Raw genomic sequence first — 18,230 nt, forward strand, 5'->3', positions numbered from 1 at the left:
CTCCAGATAAAACAGTATTGAGTCCATCATACCAGATGGACTCTTTTTTTACTGTCTACCTAAAGGGGATAATACCATTCTCGCTCTTTTTTTATTTGCCATAAACAATAAATAGTGAAATTTAAGCGATTCTAAATACAGTTAGACGAATGTTAGTGTTTCCTGTTGCAGGGATCGTAATCTCGTTAAGAGTAGATTGGACAGAAATGTTTGCTCCTGCAGCTAATGTTTCGATTGTAGTAAATGAAAGTGAGTCGCCTATTAAATTTGAAGAGAAGTTGTCAGTTGCAACTGCTCCATTTATTGAAATTCCTACTCCGAGTGGCGCACATCCTGGTGCAGTTGTAGAGATGGATACGCTAATTACATAAATACCACCGTTGATAACTGTAACTGTGTCTGTGCCATTAAAGATAATATTATTTACGTTAATTGCAGTACTGAAGATAAAGTTATTAAATTGTAGTACTGTTTGTTGAATGTTGTTTGTTACAACAATTGTTGCTATAGGGAAGCTAGGTCCAGTAGGCCCAGTAGGTCCTGTAACTCCTATACCAGTAGCGCCCGTTGGCCCTTGAACACCTTGAGGTCCAGTAGCACCAGTAGCACCCGCCGGTCCTTGAGCACCTTGAGGTCCAGTGGCCCCAGTAGCACCTGTATTACCTTGAGGTCCCTGAGGTCCAGTAGGTCCAGGAGGCCCACCAGAAGGTCCAGTAGGTCCTGTAACTCCTATACCAGTAGCGCCCGTTGGCCCTTGAATACCTTGAGGTCCAGTGGCACCAGTAGCGTCTGTATTACCTTGAGGCCCTTGAGGTCCAGTAGCACCGGTAGCCCCCGCTGGTCCTTGAGATCCGGTAGCGCCAGTAGCGCCTGTATTACCTTGAGGCCCTTGAGGTCCAGTAGTACCGGTAGCCCCCGCTGGTCCTTGAGACCCGGTAGCACCAGTAGCGCCTGTATTACCTTGAGGCCCCTGAGGTCCAGTAGCACCGGTAGCCCCCGCTGGTCCTTGAGATCCGGTAGCGCCAGTAGCGCCTGTATTACCCCGAGGTCCTTGAGGTCCAGTAGCACCGGTAGCCCCTGCTGGCCCAGTAGGTCCAGTAGGTCCTTGAATGAATGAAGCAGAATTAACTAGAGCGGTTTGTAATGCTGCGATTAATTTAAGAAGCTCTTGAAGTGTGCAAGGGTCAATTCGGAATAGTTTTGTAATGGATAGTAAATAATTAATTAGATTTTGAAGCTCGATAAATACAGCGCTTGCTACGAAAGTTGGATTTTTTAATATAGTTATTAAGTTTTTAATAATAGCTAACCCTTGTGCTTTCAGGGAGGAAGTAGCATCTAGTGAACAAATAAATTTACTTAGTAGGTTCAATGTATCAATTAGATCTTCAATATTTTGGGGAGATGGATTTGCGAAAAGTTTTGGGATTATTTTTGTTAAATCGATAATGATTGCGCGGAATGTTCTAAGTTGTGCTTTAGTAACTGGGATTGATGGAGTATTTGGAATTCGTCCAGCGCTACTTGGAAAGCATGGTTTGGAGAATTTGTTCTGACTGTCGTTATAATGAGACATTAAATCTCTCCTTTCTTATGAGGATATGAACGAAACTCATCATAGTAGATGCAAAAATTAGTTAAATGGTCATAGTAAAATCGTTTGTTTGAAGAAAAAATAGAAAAAACGCCTTATGATAAGGCGTTTTTTCTATTTTCTGCGTATTGATAATATCGTTTTAGTGAAATCTTTGACTTGAAGCCAGCTAGCTTTATAATTTCTGACTCCGGAGTTTCTTTTTTTATTAAGTTTAAAATATAGGTGTTACGAAAGTGTTGTCCTGAGATTCCTTTGCGTAAATTAGCTCTGGATACTTCAAGGCGAATCATTTTTTGGATAGCGATTTCTGTTAATCCCTTTGGTGCATCATTTTCGTATACCCATCTGTATGTTCCACGATTAAAATCGAATGCGACAAATAATGGATCATTACTATGATATTTTGGACGAACGGGTTCAGGGATACTTTTGTAATAAGTATATAGTTGTTTTTTGTCTTCGCTAGTTAATGTAATTGTTCTTTCTACTCCTGCGGTTGCAGGTATAGATAACGTGTTAGTTTCAAAGTGGACGTGATGCATAGTTAATGCTGTAAGTTCCTGTAAGGATAATCCATAGTCAGTTAATAAATTTAAAATAGCGATATTACGATCCATCAATAAAGGGCGTACAGGACGTTGTTTTTCTGAAAGTCCTTCTAATGAAGTGACTATATATTTTAATCTTTTTTCTTCATCAGATGAAATGAAATCTTCATTGCGGAGTGTGCGGTCTGGTTGAATAGACATTTCCATGTTCTTTAATGGGTTAGGAATATTTAGAAAGTGATGCATTCTATTTAATACAATGAATACACGGTGCATCGTTTTCTCTGAGTAATGTCGATTCTTTTTTAAGTCGGAAAAGTAATCTTCGTAGTCTTTTGTACAAAGTGTAGCCCATATATTACTGGAAGGGAGCTTTTTGTTTTTTTCTAACCAATGTCCGAAATCTTCAATGTCATAAACATAACGTTTAATGGTTGAAGGTTTTCGGCCTTTATTCAATAAAAAAATAGAAAAGGCTTGTATTGTATCATGGAATTCCGTTGTCTCCATAGTCCCACCACCTTCATTATTTCTTTTATTATAGCAAACTTTTCTGAAAATAGTCATTTGCAAAGGAGACAAGAATAATAATATTTGGTGAGTGGATAAAATGAGGTGATTGTATGGAACAATCGATGCGAAAGAAAAATAATAATCAAATTAACATTGTGTTAAATCATCGAAAGAAAATTTCTTTAACGGCTGCAGAAAAGAAAACAGTAATTTCAAGTGAAACTACTACGAAACATGAGATGCTGCAAAGAATTGAAGAAGAGATGGGAAAACTCGTTGGGATGGATGATATAAAAAAGATAATAAAAGAAATATATGCTTGGATTTATGTGAATAAAAAAAGACAAGAAATAGGATTGAAGTCTGAGAAACAAGTACTTCATATGTTATTTAAAGGGAATCCAGGTACAGGGAAGACAACTGTTGCTAGAATGATAGGGAAATTATTATTTGAGATGAATATTCTATCAAAAGGGCACTTAGTTGAAGCTGAACGTGCGGATCTTGTAGGAGAGTACATCGGTCATACAGCTCAAAAAACAAGAGATTTAATAAAAAAAGCAATGGGAGGAATTTTGTTTATTGATGAGGCATATTCATTAGCCCGAGGGGGAGAAAAAGATTTTGGAAAAGAAGCAATTGATACGCTCGTAAAACATATGGAAGATAAACAACACGGTTTTGTATTGATTTTAGCTGGATATTCAAGAGAGATGAATCACTTTCTTTCATTGAATCCAGGACTGCAATCTCGTTTTCCATTTATAATTGAGTTTGCGGACTACTCAGTAAATCAGTTGTTAGAAATAGGGAAGAGGATGTATGAAGAACGTGAATATCAGTTATCGAAAGAGGCTGAATGGAAATTTAGAGATCATTTACATGCTGTAAAGTACTCATCGCAAATTACATCCTTTAGTAATGGACGATATGTCCGGAATATTGTTGAAAAATCGATTCGTACACAAGCTATGCGGTTGTTACAAGAGGATGCATATGATAAATATGATTTGATTGGAATATCAAGCAGTGATTTGATGCTTGAAGAGGAGACGCACAGTACGTAAACTGTGCGTCTGTTTTTCTGTATAAGTGCTTCTATTACTTTTTTGCTTTTTCTTGATAAGATTTATGGAATCGTTCCATTTTAGCACTTTTTTCGTGTGCGGAATTAGGGTCGTGTCCAATTTGACCTACTGAGCTTTTTTGAGCCCCTTTATTCACATGGTTTGTCATTTGTATTCACCTCGCTTTGAGGATTAGTATAAACATTCTGTAAAGAAAAACTCATTAGAAAAGAAAAACCCCTTTACGATTTGTAAAGAGGTTGGATTGCTATTTATGCATTGAACGTTCGTTTGTGTCGATGCGTCTATGCGGTAAATGCCATTTGTAATGAATAGAAACCATGCGGAAGCAAACAATTAAAATGAATAAGGTGTATAGAGCCCAATCGCTAACAATAATTTGAGCGCCAATTAAGAAACCTGCCAGAATCGTCCAAAAAGCATATACATCAGCTCGAAGAACGAGAGGTTTTCTACGGGCTAAAAGATCGCGGATAATACCGCCTCCAATGCCAGTTAAAACGGCTGCTACGATTGTAGCGCTAATTGGTAAATTTAATTTTTGAGCGTATAATGCCCCTTGTACGGCAAATGCTGATAAGCCGATAGCATCAGTGATGTTTTCCCACTTTTTCCAGTGTCTAATTAATTTATTTGGAAAAAGAAAAATAATCGTCATTGATAAAAGTGCGATTTGGAATAACATGTCTTGTTGCCAAAACGCGACAATCGGATAACCGATTAATAAATTACGAAGGGCACCTCCCCCAAATGCGGTTGCCATTCCTAAAATATACACCCCGAAAATATCATAATCCTCTTCCATTGCAACAATAGCCCCGCTTAATGCGAAAGCAATTGTGCCTATGATGCTAAAAATCTCCCATGCCATGAATTTTCTCCCCCGCTAACTAGATGAAATGTGCTTTCTCTGCTATTATATTAGAAGGTTTAAATTTCGAAAAGGATGAGTGAACATATTTGATGGAAGAAAAAGAGAAAGTCATATTAGTGGGCTGTCAATTGCCGCAAGATGATGATGAAAAATTTATGCATTCCATGAAAGAACTTGCATCATTAGCGAAAACTGCACGAGCAGAATTGTTAGTGTCTACAACGCAAAAACGACCGAAGTTTCATCCAGCGACTTATATAGGTAAAGGTAAATTAGAAGAGCTTACAATGTTAACTGAAGAATTAGAACCGGATGTTATCGTATTTAATAACGAATTAACACCGAGTCAAATTCGGAATTTATCCTCAGTATTAGATGCGAGGGTAATTGATCGAACGCAACTTATATTAGATATTTTTGCGCAACGTGCGAAGTCGAGAGAAGGGAAGCTTCAAGTAGAATTAGCTCAGTTGCAATATACAATGCCGCGTCTTATGGGGCAAGGGTTGTCTTTATCACGTCTTGGTGGTGGTATTGGAACGAGAGGGCCAGGTGAAACGAAACTTGAGACGGATCGTCGTCATATTCGATCACGGATTGATGAAATAAAGAAACAACTTGCAGTTGTTGTGGAACATCGAAAAAGATATCGTGAGAGAAGAAAAGATAATAAAGTATTTCAAGTTTCGTTAATAGGATATACAAATGCGGGGAAATCTACGTTGTTTAATAGATTAACGGAAGCTGATACATTTGAAGAGAACTTGTTGTTTGCAACGCTAGACCCGACAACAAGGAAGATGCCGTTACCTTCTGGTTATACAGTATTACTAACTGATACGGTTGGTTTTATACAAGATTTACCTACATCATTAATTGCTGCATTCCGCTCGACATTAGAAGAAGCTGGTGAAGCGGATGTTATTTTACATGTTGTGGATTCTGCAGATCCGAATTATGTAGGGCATGAGAAAACAGTAAAACAATTATTGTCAGAACTCGAAATCAATCATATTCCTATTATTACGTTATATAATAAAAAAGATGAATTACATCAAAACTTTATTCCGTTTCCGAAAAGTAACTTCTTAATGACTAGTGCTTTTGAAGAAAATGATCTATTACATATAAAAGAAGCGATAGAAACGAAAATGAAGGAAGAAATGAATTGTTATCAAGTGAAAATTCCTCCGAGTGAAGGTAAGTTATTAACTCTATTAAAGACAGAGACGCTATTAACGAAAATGGAGTTTTTGGAAGAGAAATTTGTATATGATTGCGCGGGGGATATTTTTGCTCATTCATCGCTTAATGTACAATTAAAGAGATTTTTAGTGGAAGAAGGAGAAAATAAAAATGTTTGATCGTTTGAAAAATGGAGAAAAAATTGCTCCAATCGTAAAAGAAGTAGAGAGTCAAATTACAGAAGTACATAAACGTGCGGATGAAGTAATTGAAAGTAATCAGTTTCGTGTGTTAGAAAGTTTCCGTAAACATAAAATTAGTGATTCACATTTTATTCCGACGACAGGTTATGGTTATGATGATATTGGTCGTGATACGTTAGAAAAAGTGTATGCAGATGTATTTGGAGCGGAAGCTGGTCTTGTTCGTCCGCAAATCATTTCAGGTACTCACGCAATTTCAACAGCGCTATTCGGTATTTTACGTCCAGGAGATGAGTTATTGTATATCACGGGTAAGCCGTATGATACGTTAGAAGAAATTGTTGGTGTACGTGGAAAAGGTGTAGGATCATTCAAAGAATATAATATTGGTTATAATGCAGTTCCGCTTACTGAAGAGGGGCTAGTTGATTTTAGAGCTGTTGCAGCTGCCATTCATAGTAATACGAAGATGATTGGAATTCAACGTTCAAAAGGTTATGCTACTCGTCCGTCGTTTACTATTTCTCAAATTAAAGAGATGATAGCGTTTGTTAAGGAAATTAAACCGGATGTTGTCGTGTTTGTAGATAACTGTTATGGCGAGTTTATTGAAGAGCAAGAGCCATGTCATGTTGGTGCAGATTTAATGGCAGGTTCGCTTATTAAAAACCCGGGTGGGGGAATTGTTAAAACTGGTGGTTACATTGTTGGTAAAGAACAGTATGTTGAAGCGTGTGCATATCGTTTAACATCTCCAGGAATCGGTGCGGAAGCAGGGGCATCTTTATACAGTCTGCAAGAAATGTATCAAGGTTTCTTCTTAGCGCCGCATGTAGCAGGACAAGCGCTAAAAGGTGCGATTTTTACAGCTGCATTTTTAGAAAAGTTAGGAATGAATACATCACCAGCGTGGAATGCACCAAGAACGGATTTAATTCAATCTGTTCAATTTGATGACAAAGATCGCATGATTGCATTCTGCCAAGCAATTCAATATGCATCTCCGATTAACTCTCACTTCACTCCATATGCCAATTATATGCCGGGGTATGAAGATGATGTAATTATGGCTGCGGGAACGTTTATTCAAGGTGCAAGTATTGAATTGTCAGCTGATGGTCCAATTCGTCCGCCTTATGTTGCTTACGTACAAGGTGGGCTAACTTATTCGCATGTGAAGATTGCGATTTGTTCTGCAATTGATGCATTAATTGAAAAAGAATTATTAACAATTTCTTAAAGGGAAGCTGTCGATTTCGACAGCTTTTTTTGCGTGAAAGTAATGATTTATTTCATTAGAAAAAAGAATGAAAAAATTTTAAAAAAATCATGTAAGAAAAGCTAACATCTATTGACACTAAACATAACATGGTATAAAATGAGAAGCAGTTAAGGCGAAGGAGGAACTGAAACGATGAAAGAAGATAGACGTTCTGCCCCGCTGTTTCCTATTGGTATTGTTATGGATTTAACACAATTATCTGCACGTCAAATTCGCTACTATGAAGAGCATAATCTTGTTTCTCCAACCCGTACAAAGGGGAATCGTAGATTATTCTCATTTAACGATGTAGATAAGTTGTTAGAGATTAAAGATTTATTAGATCAAGGCTTGAATATGGCTGGTATTAAACAAGTGTTACTAATGAAAGAAAATCAAACAGAAGCAGTGAAAGTAAAAGAAGAAACGAAAGAAATTTCAAAAACTGAGCTTCGCAAAATACTTCGAGATGAACTACAACATACAGGTAGATTTAATCGAACTTCATTGCGACAAGGTGATATTTCAAGATTTTTTCACTAAAGAGAACTGATTCTGAAGGTGTTTAGAGGGACTAAGGAGGAATTTATAATGGCTAGGTACACAAAAGAAGATATTTTCCGTTTGGCGAAAGAAGAGAATGTAAAGTATATCCGTTTACAATTTACGGACCTTTTAGGGGTAATTAAAAACGTAGAAATTCCAGTGAGCCAATTAACAAAAGCTCTTGATAACAAAATGATGTTTGATGGATCTTCTATTGAAGGTTTCGTACGTATTGAAGAATCTGATATGTACTTATATCCAGACTTAGATACTTGGGTGATTTTCCCTTGGACAGCTGAAAAAGGTAAAGTAGCTCGATTAATCTGTGATATTTACAATGCAGATGGCACTCCATTTGAAGGGGATCCACGTAACAATTTAAAGCGTGTATTAAAAGAAATGGAAGCTTTAGGATTCTCAGATTTCAATCTTGGACCAGAGCCAGAATTCTTCCTATTCAAAGTAGATGAAAAAGGAAATCCGACATTAGAATTAAACGATAACGGTGGATACTTCGACCTTGCGCCGATGGATCTAGGGGAAAACTGTCGTCGTGATATCGTTCTTGAACTTGAAGAAATGGGCTTTGAAATTGAAGCGTCTCACCATGAGGTTGCTCCAGGGCAACACGAAATTGACTTCAAATATGCAAATGCAATTCGTTCATGTGATGACATTCAAACATTCAAACTTGTTGTAAAAACAATTGCTCGTAAACACGGTTTACACGCAACATTTATGCCAAAACCATTATACGGTGTGAACGGTTCAGGTATGCACTGTAACTTATCACTATTCAAAAATGGTGAGAACGTATTCTATGATCAAAACGGTGACTTACAATTAAGTGATGACGCTCGTCACTTCATCGCAGGTATTTTAAAACACGCACCAGCATTTACAGCGGTAGCAAACCCAACTGTAAACTCTTACAAGCGTTTAGTACCTGGATACGAAGCTCCTTGTTACGTAGCATGGTCTGCACAAAACCGTAGTCCATTAGTACGTATCCCTGCATCTCGTGGTATTAGCACACGCGTAGAAGTACGTAGTGTTGACCCAGCTGCAAATCCATATTTAGTAATGGCAACATTATTAGCAGCAGGTCTTGATGGAATTAAAAACAAATTAACTCCACCAGCTGCAGTAGATCGTAACATCTACGTAATGACAAAAGAAGAGCGCGAAGAAGCAGGTATCGTTGATTTACCGGCAACATTAGCGCAAGCTTTAGTTACATTACAATCTAATGAAGTAATTAGTAACGCATTAGGAGATCACTTACTTGAGCACTTCATCGAAGCGAAGGAAATTGAGTGGGATATCTTCCGCACGCAAGTTCACCAATGGGAACGCGATCAATATATGTCTCTATACTAAGAGGTGAGGAAGCTCTGATACTACGGTATCAGGGCTTTTTTATTTGTCGATAATATAGGTGTTAGTTGAAATGAATTGAATAGATGCCTGAAAAAATATGACGGTATTTGAATTTCTATTCCATATCTTTAATGTAACGTGGTGAAATTCGAATTACTTTGTGTTCCAAAAGGGTGGATAAGTAAAAGTAACATGCGTAATATCTATGGGTTTAAAAAATTGTATGATATGTTGTGTTCGGTATTGAATATGTTTAATACTAAAGTTCGGGTGTTTAAAAATATAGTACCTTGCAATAAATAGTACTAAGTGGTATATTATGGATAAGGAAGGTACCGTGTATTGAACAGTACTGAAATGAGAAAGGGGGATTGCACTTGAACGTTCAGTTTAAAAAAGGTGTGTTAGAACTGTGTGTACTGGCACTTGTGAAACGTAAGGATTGTTACGGTTATGAACTTGTTCAGCAAATCTCAAATAAATTTTTAATATCGGAAGGGTCAGTATATCCTTTATTACGCCGTTTAACGAAGGAAGGATATTTTCAAACGTATTTAAAAGAATCTACGGAAGGACCACCTCGCAAATATTATCAACTAACTGAGCAAGGGGAAACGCAACTGAATTTGTTAGTAACAGAGTGGCGTGATTTTGCGAAAGGTGTACAAGAAATTATTGAAGGGGTGGAATGGGATGAGTAAAGAACAGTTTCTTAAGGAATTATCAAGTCACCTTAGAAAGTTACCGGACGAAGAGAGAAAAGATATTTTATTTGATTATGAAGAGCATTTTCAGTTTGGGATAGAAGAGGGAAAAACTGAATCGGAAATAATAAAGGGGCTTGGCTCTCCGAAAGTAATTGCAAAAGAATTGCTTGCGATGTATCGTTTCGATGAAATGAAAAAAGATCCATCAACTTCAAATGTGACAAGAGCTGTCATGGCGGCGATTGGACTTAGTTTGTTTAATTTCATTATTGTGTTAGGCCCGTTATTTGCAATTATTGCTTTTATATTTTCTTTTTGGGTCGGTGGGATTGCTAGTGTAGTGACACCATTTTTCGTAATTGGAAAAGTATTTATGGGCACTTTTATATGGTTAGATTTATTCGTTAGTATAACTTTTGTTGGAGTAGGTTTGTTGTTATGTATAATCGCTTATTATAGTACGAAGTGGTTTAAAAGGCTTTGTGTACGTTATGTAATATGGAACTTCAAAATGATAAAAGGGGAGTAGATGATGAAAAAAATCTTGTTAGCAGCAATCGCTTGTATCATTATTGGAGTAATTGGGATTTCACAAACATATGAAAAAGCAGTGCAAGCTGCAGAAGAAGGAAACAAAGAAGATAAAATTAAAAATGAAACACTAAAAAATATAGAAGTTAAGTTAGATGTCGGGGATATTGTTGTCCAAAAATCTCCTGACGCTTCTTTTTATGTAAAGCAATCAGGAGATGCGCGTAAACAAGAGATTCGTATTACTGAAGATGGTGACACATTAAAAATCATTGGGGAAAGAGAAAAAGATGCTTCATTTGATTTTTCTTTTTACGATTTTAGGTTTCAAACGTCTACATTGACTCTCCTTGTGCCTGAACGCTCTTACCAAGATGTAAAAGTAAATTCATCTGCTGGACAAATTGAAATAAGTGATGTGAAAAGTGAACGTGTAAGTGCTAGAACACTTACTGGAGAAGTGGATTTGAAACATGTAACGGCTAAGAATGTGGAGGGATCTACAAAAGCTGGTGAAGTAAACTTTAAAAAAGTAATAGGGAAAGTGACTGCAAAAACGACCAGTGGGGAAATAAATATTCTAGATCATGATTCTATGTATAATCTAGAAGCAAGTTCAACTGCGGGAGATATAAATATTACTTTATCGGAAAAACCAAAAGATGCGGTAATTACTGGGCAAAGTGCTGCCGGGGATGTAACAATTTTTAATGAAGAAAATAAAGACGTAACGATTGGTAATGGGAGTAAAAAGATTAGCGGTAAAACAGCTGCGGGCGATGTGACGATTGAAACGCGTTCATAAGAAATAGAATGTATGAAAATCTATCAAAATACAAAAAAGAAGATAATTACCGTATATCAATAAGGTAATTATCTTCTTTTATATTCTTAATGTAAATCACGATATACGCCAATTACTTTACCGATAACGGACACTTGCTTTAAAATGATAGGTTCTAATGAAGAATTTTCCGGTTGTAGACGGAAATGGTCTTTTTCTTTATAGAAACGTTTAACAGTTGCTTCATTATCTTCTGTTAAAGCGACTACAATTTCACCATTATATGCAGACTGTTGTTGGCGAACAACAACTAAATCTCCATCGAAAATACCAGCTTCAATCATACTATCTCCAGAAATACGTAACATAAACACTTGATCTGCTCCTGCGACAATGCTAGCTGGAAGAGGGAAGTGTTCCTCAACGCTTTCGACTGCTGTAATTGGTAATCCAGCAGTAACTTTCCCGACAATTGGAACTTGAATAACAGATTGTGTTTCTGTATCCATTCGGTCTTCACCTAAAATTTCAATTGCGCGTGGTTTTGTTGGATCGCGTCGAATGTATCCTTTTTCTTCTAATCTTGATAAATGTCCGTGCACTGTAGAACTAGAAGCGAGGCCGACTGCTTGACCAATTTCACGTACGGAAGGTGGATATCCTTTTTCTTGTACTTTTAGCTTAATAAAGTCGAGAATGTCTTGCTGGCGTTTCGTTAACTTTTCCATGTTTTCTAACACCTCGTTTTCTTTCATTTTTCTTATTAATAAGTATAACATGTGAAAAAACATTCTACAAACATAAGTTCGAACAAAAGGCGAATTTATGTTACACTAAAGGGAAATTATAGTGAGAAAGAGGGGTTCATAATGAATGCAATTATTTATGCGCGTGTGAGTACAACAAAAGAAGCACAAGAAACATCATTATTACGTCAAAAAGATGAATTATTGCATTTAGCGGAGCGCTATCAAATGAATGTTACTAAGGTGATTGAGGAACAGGCTAGTGGCTATACAATTGAACGTGACGGCATATTAGAAGTGCTAGATACAATTCGAGACGAACAAATTGATGTGCTACTTATACAAGATGAAACGCGCCTTGGTAGGGGGAATGCAAAGATTGCGTTAATGCACTGTTTACATAAAGAAGGAATAAAAGTATATACGCATACACATAATGGTGAATTGCAATTGTCGGATTCTGATTCAATGGTATTAGATATTATTGGTATTGTTGAAGAGTATCAAAGAAAGATTCATAATTTAAAAATTAAACGTGGTATGCAACGAGCAGTAGAAAAAGGCTATCGTCCAGAAAATAATTTAAAGAATCGTCATTTAAGTGTAGGACGAGAGAAGAAAGAAGTGCCAATTGAGGAAATTGTACGTTTGCGTAAGAGTGAACTTACTTTCGAAGAAATTGCAGCAACACTACGTGGCTTTGGTCATAATGTTTCAAAAGCGACGGTACATCGTAGATATGTAGAGTATACAAAGCAATTGCTTGATAAAGAAGAGTAACTATTGTATGATAATAATCAGTTTTGAGTAGAAGGGGGATTCGAGATGCTTAGTCACGAACTCGTTGAACGCATTAACTTCTTAGCGAAAAAAGCAAAAGCTGAAGGTTTAACTGAAGAAGAACAACGTGAGCGTCAATCGCTACGTGAACAATATTTAAAAGGATTTCGTCAAAATATGTTAAACGAACTAAAAGGAATTAAAGTTGTTAACGAACAAGGTACTGATGTTACACCGGCGAAATTAAAAGCTTTAAAAAAGCAAGATAATGCAAAATTAAACTAAAAGATGGGCGAAGCCCATCTTTTTTATTTATTTAATAACTTCCCAGTTGTTATTAACGGTTGCTTCTATCTTTTTATGTTTCAATATATAGTTAGCGATAAGTTCAGACATATTTGTTGGGATGTCTTTTATTACGGGCTTATTTTGAAACATAAAGAAGTTCCCTCCGCCGCTTGTGCGATAATTATTCATAACGACGTCATATTCTTCGTTCATATTAAGAGGAGTGCCTTTATGTTGTAAAGATTCTACTCTTGCGCCAATTGGTTTTGAAATGTTTAATACGTACGAAATTCCTTCCCACATATCGTAATTATAGTGTTGCGGCTTTGGTTCTATAAAGGTAGGGTTTACGATGATAGATCCATCTTCTTTTAATGTGAAATAAGAAGCAGAGAGTTCGAGAGCATCTTTTATATCTGAGCCAGTTATTCTAATTACTTTTAATGTATTTGGATAAATATAATTAGAAACGATGTCACGCATTGTTACATGTTCCGGGAAACCTGGAGATGTATTATGGAATAGGCTTGTACAAGAAATGGAAACATTAGCAATATCCATCTGTATTTTATTTATGAATTCAATAAAAGGATGGTCTTTCAAACGAGTTTGCATAGCATCTGAAATTTGCATGTCACCGTGGATGATTCCAATAGGTTGATCAAGCCATTTTTGTGTTTTCTCTTCATAATCGGCTACCAAGTAAAGAACATTTGGATCTGCCTCGATTTCTTGCACAGCCAATAGTTCTGAATAACTCTCTTTTTTTACCCACTCTTGTTTCATTTTTTCAAATGTTATAGTTACTTTTCCAACTGAATGTCCATTACATCCAGTCTGTAAAATTGTTACATCATTACCCACTGTTTGAGCAATTTTTCGGTGCTGATGGCCTGTTAATAAAATATCTATGCCTTCAATTTCATGACACATTGCATACCCTTGGTTTTCACCTGTTAAAACTTCAGTCGGTTCTCCAGTTTGTAAATCGCGTTCAAATCCCCCATGATACGCTACGACCAGTAAATCTGGTTTCTCGTGTTCGCGAATGTAAGAAACCCAATTTTTTGTTGTTTCTAACGCATCTTCAAATTGTAAGTCTTTAATGTGATGGGGTTGTTCCCAATTTGGAATGTAATGCGTTGTCATCCCTAAAATAGCAATTTTTATATTTGATTCAATCTGTTTTATTATATATGGTTTTCCGAAATAAGATTCTTTGCTGTTTTTATCTAAAATATTTGCTGATAAATACGGGAAGTTGGCAGTAGAAATAGCATGATTTAATACGTCCAGTCCATAATTAAATTCATGATTCCCAATCACTGCAGCGTCATAACGTAAATAGTTTGCTATTAATGACATTGGGTTTTTCTTATCTTTTTCATATGTAGCGTAATGATAAGTAAAGGGTGTTCCTTGTATGAAGTCACCATTATCAATTAATAGGACGTTTCTATTTTCGGAACGTTCTTTTTTTATAAGAGTAGAAATTTTAGCTAAACCAATTTCAGCTTTGGAGTTATCTTGATAGTGAATTGGATAAACGGTACCATGTATATCACTTGTTAATAAGATGTTTAAAGTTACAATTTGATTTTGATTCAATATCATTCACCTTTTCTATTGTTATCTACCAATTAAGCATATCAAATATAGGAAGAGAATTTTAATGTGAGTGTATAGAATGTGTAAAGATTCTGTAAATAAACAATTATTCGTGAAATTGTGTGATATATTTCTTCATGTTTACGGAAGGTTATTTTATAACAACAAAAATGGAGGCATTAATATGTTGAAAAAAGTTTTTGCAATGAGTACAACAGTTGTATTAGCAGCGGGTTTATTAAGTGGCTGTGGAACGAAGGAATCAAGCGCAAGTAAAAATGAAGATACGAAAAAAGGGTATGTACCGAAGACTTTAAATGTTCAATTTGTTCCTTCTCAAAATGCAGATACGTTAGAGGCGAAGGCAAAACCACTTGAGAAGCTATTAAGTGATAAGTTAAATATTCCAGTAAAAGTTAGTATTTCGACGAATTACAATACAATTGTAGAAGCGATGGCATCTAAGCAAGTAGATGTAGGTTTTTTACCTCCAACAGCGTATGTGCTAGCACATGAGAAAAAGGCTGCAAACGTAATTTTACAAGCACAACGTTTTGGAGTAGATGATGAAACGGGAGCTCCTACAAAGGATTTAGTAGACTTCTATAAGTCTGAATTTGTTGTTAAGAAAGATTCAAATATTAATAGTGTAAAAGATTTAAAAGGTAAAAAAATTGGTTATCAAGATGTAACGTCATCAGCGGGGTATGTGTGGCCTGCGGCTGTACTATTAAAAGAGGGCGTTGATCCGTTAAAAGATGTGAAACCTGTTACATTAAAAGGTCACGATCAGTCGCTTATTGCTCTTTTAAATGGTGATGTAGACGCAGCTGTTGTATTCCAAGATGCTCGTAATATTGTAAAAAAAGATTATCCGAATATATTCGATCAAACGAAAATAGTGAAATTTACGGAGAAAATTCCAAACGATACGATTTCGGTACGTTCGGATTTAGATGAAGAGTGGAGCAAGAAATTACAGGATGCTTTCATTGAAATTGGAAAGAATGAGGAAGGTCACAAAATCATTAAAGAAGTATATTCACATGAAGGATATGTTAAATCTGATGATAGTAAATTTGATATCGTTCGTGAATATGGGAAGAAAGTAAAAACGCAATAATACATATGGAAATGGAAGCTAACTGGAAAGGTATGTTTTCAGTTAGTTTGCCGTTTTGAATTCATAGAAGGTAGGTAAGATGTGTGATAGAGTTTCGAAATGTTTCCAAAGTGTATCCAAATGGTACAAAAGGATTGAATCATATAAACTTGAAAATTCAAAAAGGTGAGTTTGTTGTAATGGTAGGGCTGTCCGGAGCTGGAAAGTCTACACTTTTAAGATCAGTAAATCGTCTTCATGAGATTACAGAAGGCGAAATCATGATTGAAGGTGAGTCAATTACTGTTGCGAAAGGAAAAGGATTACGCCGCATGCGCCGGGATATTGGTATGATTTTTCAAAGTTTTAATCTTGTAAAGCGATCAACGGTATTAAAGAACGTATTAGCTGGCCGTGTCGGGTATCATTCGACATTACGTACAACGTTAGGCCTATTTCCGAAAGAAGATTTGGACCTTGCCTTTCAATCGTTAAAAAGGGTAAATATTTTAGAAAAAGCATATGCGCGGGCTGATGAATTATCAGGAGGACAACAACAACGTGTGTCCATTGCTAGAGCGTTGGCGCAAGAAGCAAAAATCATATTAGCAGATGAACCTGTTGCGTCGTTAGATCCACTAACAACAAAGCAAGTATTAGATGATTTGAAAAAAATTAATGAAGATTTTGGAATTACAACAATTGTAAACTTACATTCTATTGATTTAGCTAGGCAATATGCGACACGCATTATTGGATTACATGCAGGTGAAATTGTTTTTGATGGCCTAGTAGAAGAGGCAACGGATGAAAAATTTGCTGAAATTTATGGTGACGTAGCGCAGAAAAGCGAATTGTTAGAGGTGGCAGTTAAATGAATGACGTGACGATATATTCGAAATCGATACCGAAGCCGCCGAGTAAGTTAAAACATATGTTAACGTTAATTCTAGTCATTTTACTGTTGTGGGGAAGTAGTATGCAGGTCGACGCATCATTTTCAAAACTAGTAGTTGGTTTTCCTAATATGATGGATTTGTTAAAAGAGATGGTGCCGCCAGATTGGAGTTATTTTCAAGTTATTACAACAGCAATGTTAGATACAATACGTATGGCGATTATCGGGACGACTTTAGGAGCGATATTAGCTATTCCACTGGCACTATTTGCGGCAAGTAATGTGTTTACGAGCGCATTTTTGTACAGTCCCGCTCGATTGATTTTAAATTTTATCCGAACGGTACCAGATTTATTATTAGCGGCAATTTTCGTAGCTATTTTTGGAATAGGACCACTTCCAGGTATTTTAGCTCTTACGTTTTTCTCAATTGGGCTCGTGGCGAAATTGTTGTATGAGTCAATTGAATCGATTGATCCAGGTCCATTAGAAGCAATGACAGCAGTAGGAGCAAATAAGGTGCAATGGATTGTTTATGGGGTAATTCCGCAAGTGAAAGCGCATTTTGTCTCCTATGTTCTTTATACATTTGAGGTAAACGTACGTGCAGCAGCTGTTTTAGGTTTAGTAGGAGCTGGCGGTATCGGATTATATTATGATCGTACACTTGGATTTTTACAATATGAACAAACTGCATCTATTATTATTTATACCCTTGTTGTTGTATTGTTAATTGATTATGTAAGTACATTGTTGCGGGAGAAATTATAATGAGTAAAACGACGTTAATCGTACCAAAACCGAAGAAACCGAGTATGTATCGCTGGATTATTTTCATAGCACTTACATTTGTTTATGTATGGGCTTTTTCGGGAGTACCGCTAGAGGGAATCAAAGATACGGCGGGAGAAATTACAAAAGCAATTATGACAGGTGTATTGAATCCAGATTGGTCGTATGTATCTTTGTCAGATGGTGAAGATTTATTACATGGTTTAATTGATACGTTGGCAATTGCGATATTAGGTACATTTATTTCTGCCTTTTTATCTGTTCCATTCGCTTTTTGGGCGGCGACGAATATGAGTAGTGGAAAATTAACTTCGGGAACTGGGAAATTTGTACTTAGTTTTGTCCGTACATTTCCTGAATTAGTTATGGCTCTTTTATTTATAAAAGCTGTTGGACCAGGTTCTTTTGCCGGCGTTCTAGCTTTAGGGTTACACTCTATTGGAATGTTAGGAAAATTATATTCAGAAGGAATTGAAAATATAGATAAAGGACCGAAGGAAGCGCTAATAGCAACAGGTGCGAATCGATTTAAAATACTTTGGTATGCAGTATTGCCACAAGTATTACCAGATTTTCTATCCTATACGTTATACAGGTTCGAAATTAATGTGCGATCCGCTGCCATTTTAGGTGTTATTGGAGCAGGGGGAATTGGCACACCTCTAATTTTTGCGCTGAGTTCACGCAATTGGTCTCGTGTAGGAATTATTTTATTAGGCATCATTTTAATGGTTATTATCATTGATTTTATTTCAAGTTCGATTCGGAAACGGATTGTTTAACTGATTTGAAAAGCATC

General features: G+C 36.4%; 20 protein-coding genes. 14 read left to right on the forward strand and 6 right to left on the reverse strand.

Annotated features, from left to right (window positions below):
• Window positions 1–121: 121 nt before the first annotated feature.
• Both PDQ68_RS24815 and PDQ68_RS24820 read right to left on the reverse strand, forming a co-directional pair.
• Window positions 122–1,576: a Gly-Xaa-Xaa repeat protein gene (locus PDQ68_RS24815; RefSeq protein ID WP_270787047.1), complete on the reverse strand. Its 1,455-nt coding sequence runs from the start codon at window positions 1,574–1,576 to the stop codon at window positions 122–124.
• Window positions 1,577–1,689: 113 nt separating this feature from the next.
• Window positions 1,690–2,655: a tyrosine-type recombinase/integrase gene (locus PDQ68_RS24820; RefSeq protein WP_061182495.1), complete on the reverse strand. Its 966-nt coding sequence runs from the start codon at window positions 2,653–2,655 to the stop codon at window positions 1,690–1,692.
• A gap of 113 nt (window positions 2,656–2,768) precedes the next feature.
• Here PDQ68_RS24820 and spoVK point away from each other — a divergent pair, with 113 nt between their 5' ends.
• Window positions 2,769–3,725 carry a stage V sporulation protein K gene (gene spoVK, locus PDQ68_RS24825; protein ID WP_061182496.1) on the forward strand — a complete coding sequence of 319 codons (957 nt, stop codon included), beginning with the start codon at window positions 2,769–2,771 and terminating at the stop codon, window positions 3,723–3,725.
• Window positions 3,726–3,759: 34 nt separating this feature from the next.
• Here the strand turns inward: spoVK and PDQ68_RS24830 are convergent, their stop codons facing one another.
• Together PDQ68_RS24830 and PDQ68_RS24835 are read right to left on the reverse strand one after the other, a co-directional pair.
• On the reverse strand, window positions 3,760–3,894 hold the full coding sequence (locus tag PDQ68_RS24830) for a hypothetical protein (protein WP_000181496.1): 135 nt from the start codon (window positions 3,892–3,894) through the stop codon (window positions 3,760–3,762).
• 99 nt (window positions 3,895–3,993) lie between these two features.
• A complete protein-coding gene (locus PDQ68_RS24835; RefSeq protein ID WP_000312265.1) occupies window positions 3,994–4,617 on the reverse strand; it encodes a trimeric intracellular cation channel family protein in 624 nt (207 codons plus the stop codon).
• 92 nt (window positions 4,618–4,709) lie between these two features.
• Here PDQ68_RS24835 and hflX point away from each other — a divergent pair, with 92 nt between their 5' ends.
• The 7 genes from hflX to PDQ68_RS24870 all read left to right on the forward strand — a co-directional run bounded on the left by hflX (window position 4,710) and on the right by PDQ68_RS24870 (window position 11,238).
• Window positions 4,710–5,984, forward strand: coding sequence for a GTPase HflX (gene hflX / locus PDQ68_RS24840; RefSeq protein WP_061182497.1), 1,275 nt, complete (start codon window positions 4,710–4,712; stop codon window positions 5,982–5,984).
• Window positions 5,977–7,248 carry a methionine gamma-lyase family protein gene (locus PDQ68_RS24845; RefSeq protein WP_000460298.1) on the forward strand — a complete coding sequence of 424 codons (1,272 nt, stop codon included), beginning with the start codon at window positions 5,977–5,979 and terminating at the stop codon, window positions 7,246–7,248. The genes hflX and PDQ68_RS24845 overlap by 8 nt, the downstream gene beginning before the upstream one ends.
• A 174-nt stretch (window positions 7,249–7,422) precedes the next feature.
• Window positions 7,423–7,812 carry a transcriptional repressor GlnR gene (glnR, locus tag PDQ68_RS24850; protein WP_000656783.1) on the forward strand — a complete coding sequence of 130 codons (390 nt, stop codon included), beginning with the start codon at window positions 7,423–7,425 and terminating at the stop codon, window positions 7,810–7,812.
• Window positions 7,813–7,860: 48 nt separating this feature from the next.
• Complete coding sequence (glnA, locus tag PDQ68_RS24855; protein ID WP_000135330.1) at window positions 7,861–9,195, forward strand: type I glutamate--ammonia ligase; 1,335 nt, start codon at window positions 7,861–7,863, stop codon at window positions 9,193–9,195.
• 377 nt (window positions 9,196–9,572) lie between these two features.
• Complete coding sequence (locus PDQ68_RS24860; protein ID WP_001102620.1) at window positions 9,573–9,896, forward strand: PadR family transcriptional regulator; 324 nt, start codon at window positions 9,573–9,575, stop codon at window positions 9,894–9,896.
• A complete protein-coding gene (locus PDQ68_RS24865) occupies window positions 9,889–10,431 on the forward strand; it encodes a DUF1700 domain-containing protein (protein WP_061182993.1) in 543 nt (180 codons plus the stop codon). Before PDQ68_RS24860 ends, PDQ68_RS24865 begins: the two co-directional genes overlap by 8 nt.
• Window positions 10,432–11,238: a DUF4097 family beta strand repeat-containing protein gene (locus PDQ68_RS24870; RefSeq protein WP_000976104.1), complete on the forward strand. Its 807-nt coding sequence runs from the start codon at window positions 10,432–10,434 to the stop codon at window positions 11,236–11,238.
• A gap of 86 nt (window positions 11,239–11,324) precedes the next feature.
• On the opposite strand, the gene lexA is transcribed toward PDQ68_RS24870, so the two are convergent.
• On the reverse strand, window positions 11,325–11,945 hold the full coding sequence (gene lexA / locus PDQ68_RS24875; RefSeq protein WP_000413738.1) for a transcriptional repressor LexA: 621 nt from the start codon (window positions 11,943–11,945) through the stop codon (window positions 11,325–11,327).
• Window positions 11,946–12,086: 141 nt separating this feature from the next.
• Between lexA and PDQ68_RS24880 the strand changes: the two genes are divergently transcribed.
• Both PDQ68_RS24880 and PDQ68_RS24885 read left to right on the forward strand, forming a co-directional pair.
• Window positions 12,087–12,743 (forward strand): YneB family resolvase-like protein, encoded by a 657-nt coding sequence (locus PDQ68_RS24880; protein WP_000991471.1) that lies wholly within the window; start codon window positions 12,087–12,089, stop codon window positions 12,741–12,743.
• A gap of 45 nt (window positions 12,744–12,788) precedes the next feature.
• The gene (locus PDQ68_RS24885) at window positions 12,789–13,028 is read left to right on the forward strand and encodes a DUF896 domain-containing protein (RefSeq protein ID WP_000948565.1); all 240 of its coding nucleotides are present in this window, start codon (window positions 12,789–12,791) and stop codon (window positions 13,026–13,028) included.
• A gap of 27 nt (window positions 13,029–13,055) precedes the next feature.
• Here the strand turns inward: PDQ68_RS24885 and PDQ68_RS24890 are convergent, their stop codons facing one another.
• Window positions 13,056–14,639, reverse strand: a complete 1,584-nt coding sequence (locus PDQ68_RS24890) for a bifunctional metallophosphatase/5'-nucleotidase (protein WP_061182994.1) — start codon at window positions 14,637–14,639, stop codon at window positions 13,056–13,058.
• A gap of 184 nt (window positions 14,640–14,823) precedes the next feature.
• On the opposite strand from PDQ68_RS24890, the gene PDQ68_RS24895 reads away from it, so the two are divergent.
• From PDQ68_RS24895 to phnE (PDQ68_RS24910), 4 genes are all read left to right on the forward strand, one after another.
• Window positions 14,824–15,762, forward strand: a complete 939-nt coding sequence (locus PDQ68_RS24895; RefSeq protein WP_000915052.1) for a phosphate/phosphite/phosphonate ABC transporter substrate-binding protein — start codon at window positions 14,824–14,826, stop codon at window positions 15,760–15,762.
• 83 nt (window positions 15,763–15,845) lie between these two features.
• Window positions 15,846–16,619, forward strand: a complete 774-nt coding sequence (gene phnC, locus PDQ68_RS24900; protein ID WP_061182995.1) for a phosphonate ABC transporter ATP-binding protein — start codon at window positions 15,846–15,848, stop codon at window positions 16,617–16,619.
• Window positions 16,616–17,410 carry a phosphonate ABC transporter, permease protein PhnE gene (gene phnE, locus PDQ68_RS24905; protein WP_001000768.1) on the forward strand — a complete coding sequence of 265 codons (795 nt, stop codon included), beginning with the start codon at window positions 16,616–16,618 and terminating at the stop codon, window positions 17,408–17,410. The genes phnC and phnE (PDQ68_RS24905) overlap by 4 nt, the downstream gene beginning before the upstream one ends.
• The gene (phnE, locus tag PDQ68_RS24910; protein ID WP_061182996.1) at window positions 17,410–18,213 is read left to right on the forward strand and encodes a phosphonate ABC transporter, permease protein PhnE; all 804 of its coding nucleotides are present in this window, start codon (window positions 17,410–17,412) and stop codon (window positions 18,211–18,213) included. Before phnE (PDQ68_RS24905) ends, phnE (PDQ68_RS24910) begins: the two co-directional genes overlap by 1 nt.
• The last annotated feature ends 17 nt before the right edge of the window (window positions 18,214–18,230 follow it).

This window comes from Bacillus cereus group sp. Bc010 (genome assembly GCF_027716745.1).
Taxonomy (GTDB): domain Bacteria; phylum Bacillota; class Bacilli; order Bacillales; family Bacillaceae_G; genus Bacillus_A; species Bacillus_A pacificus.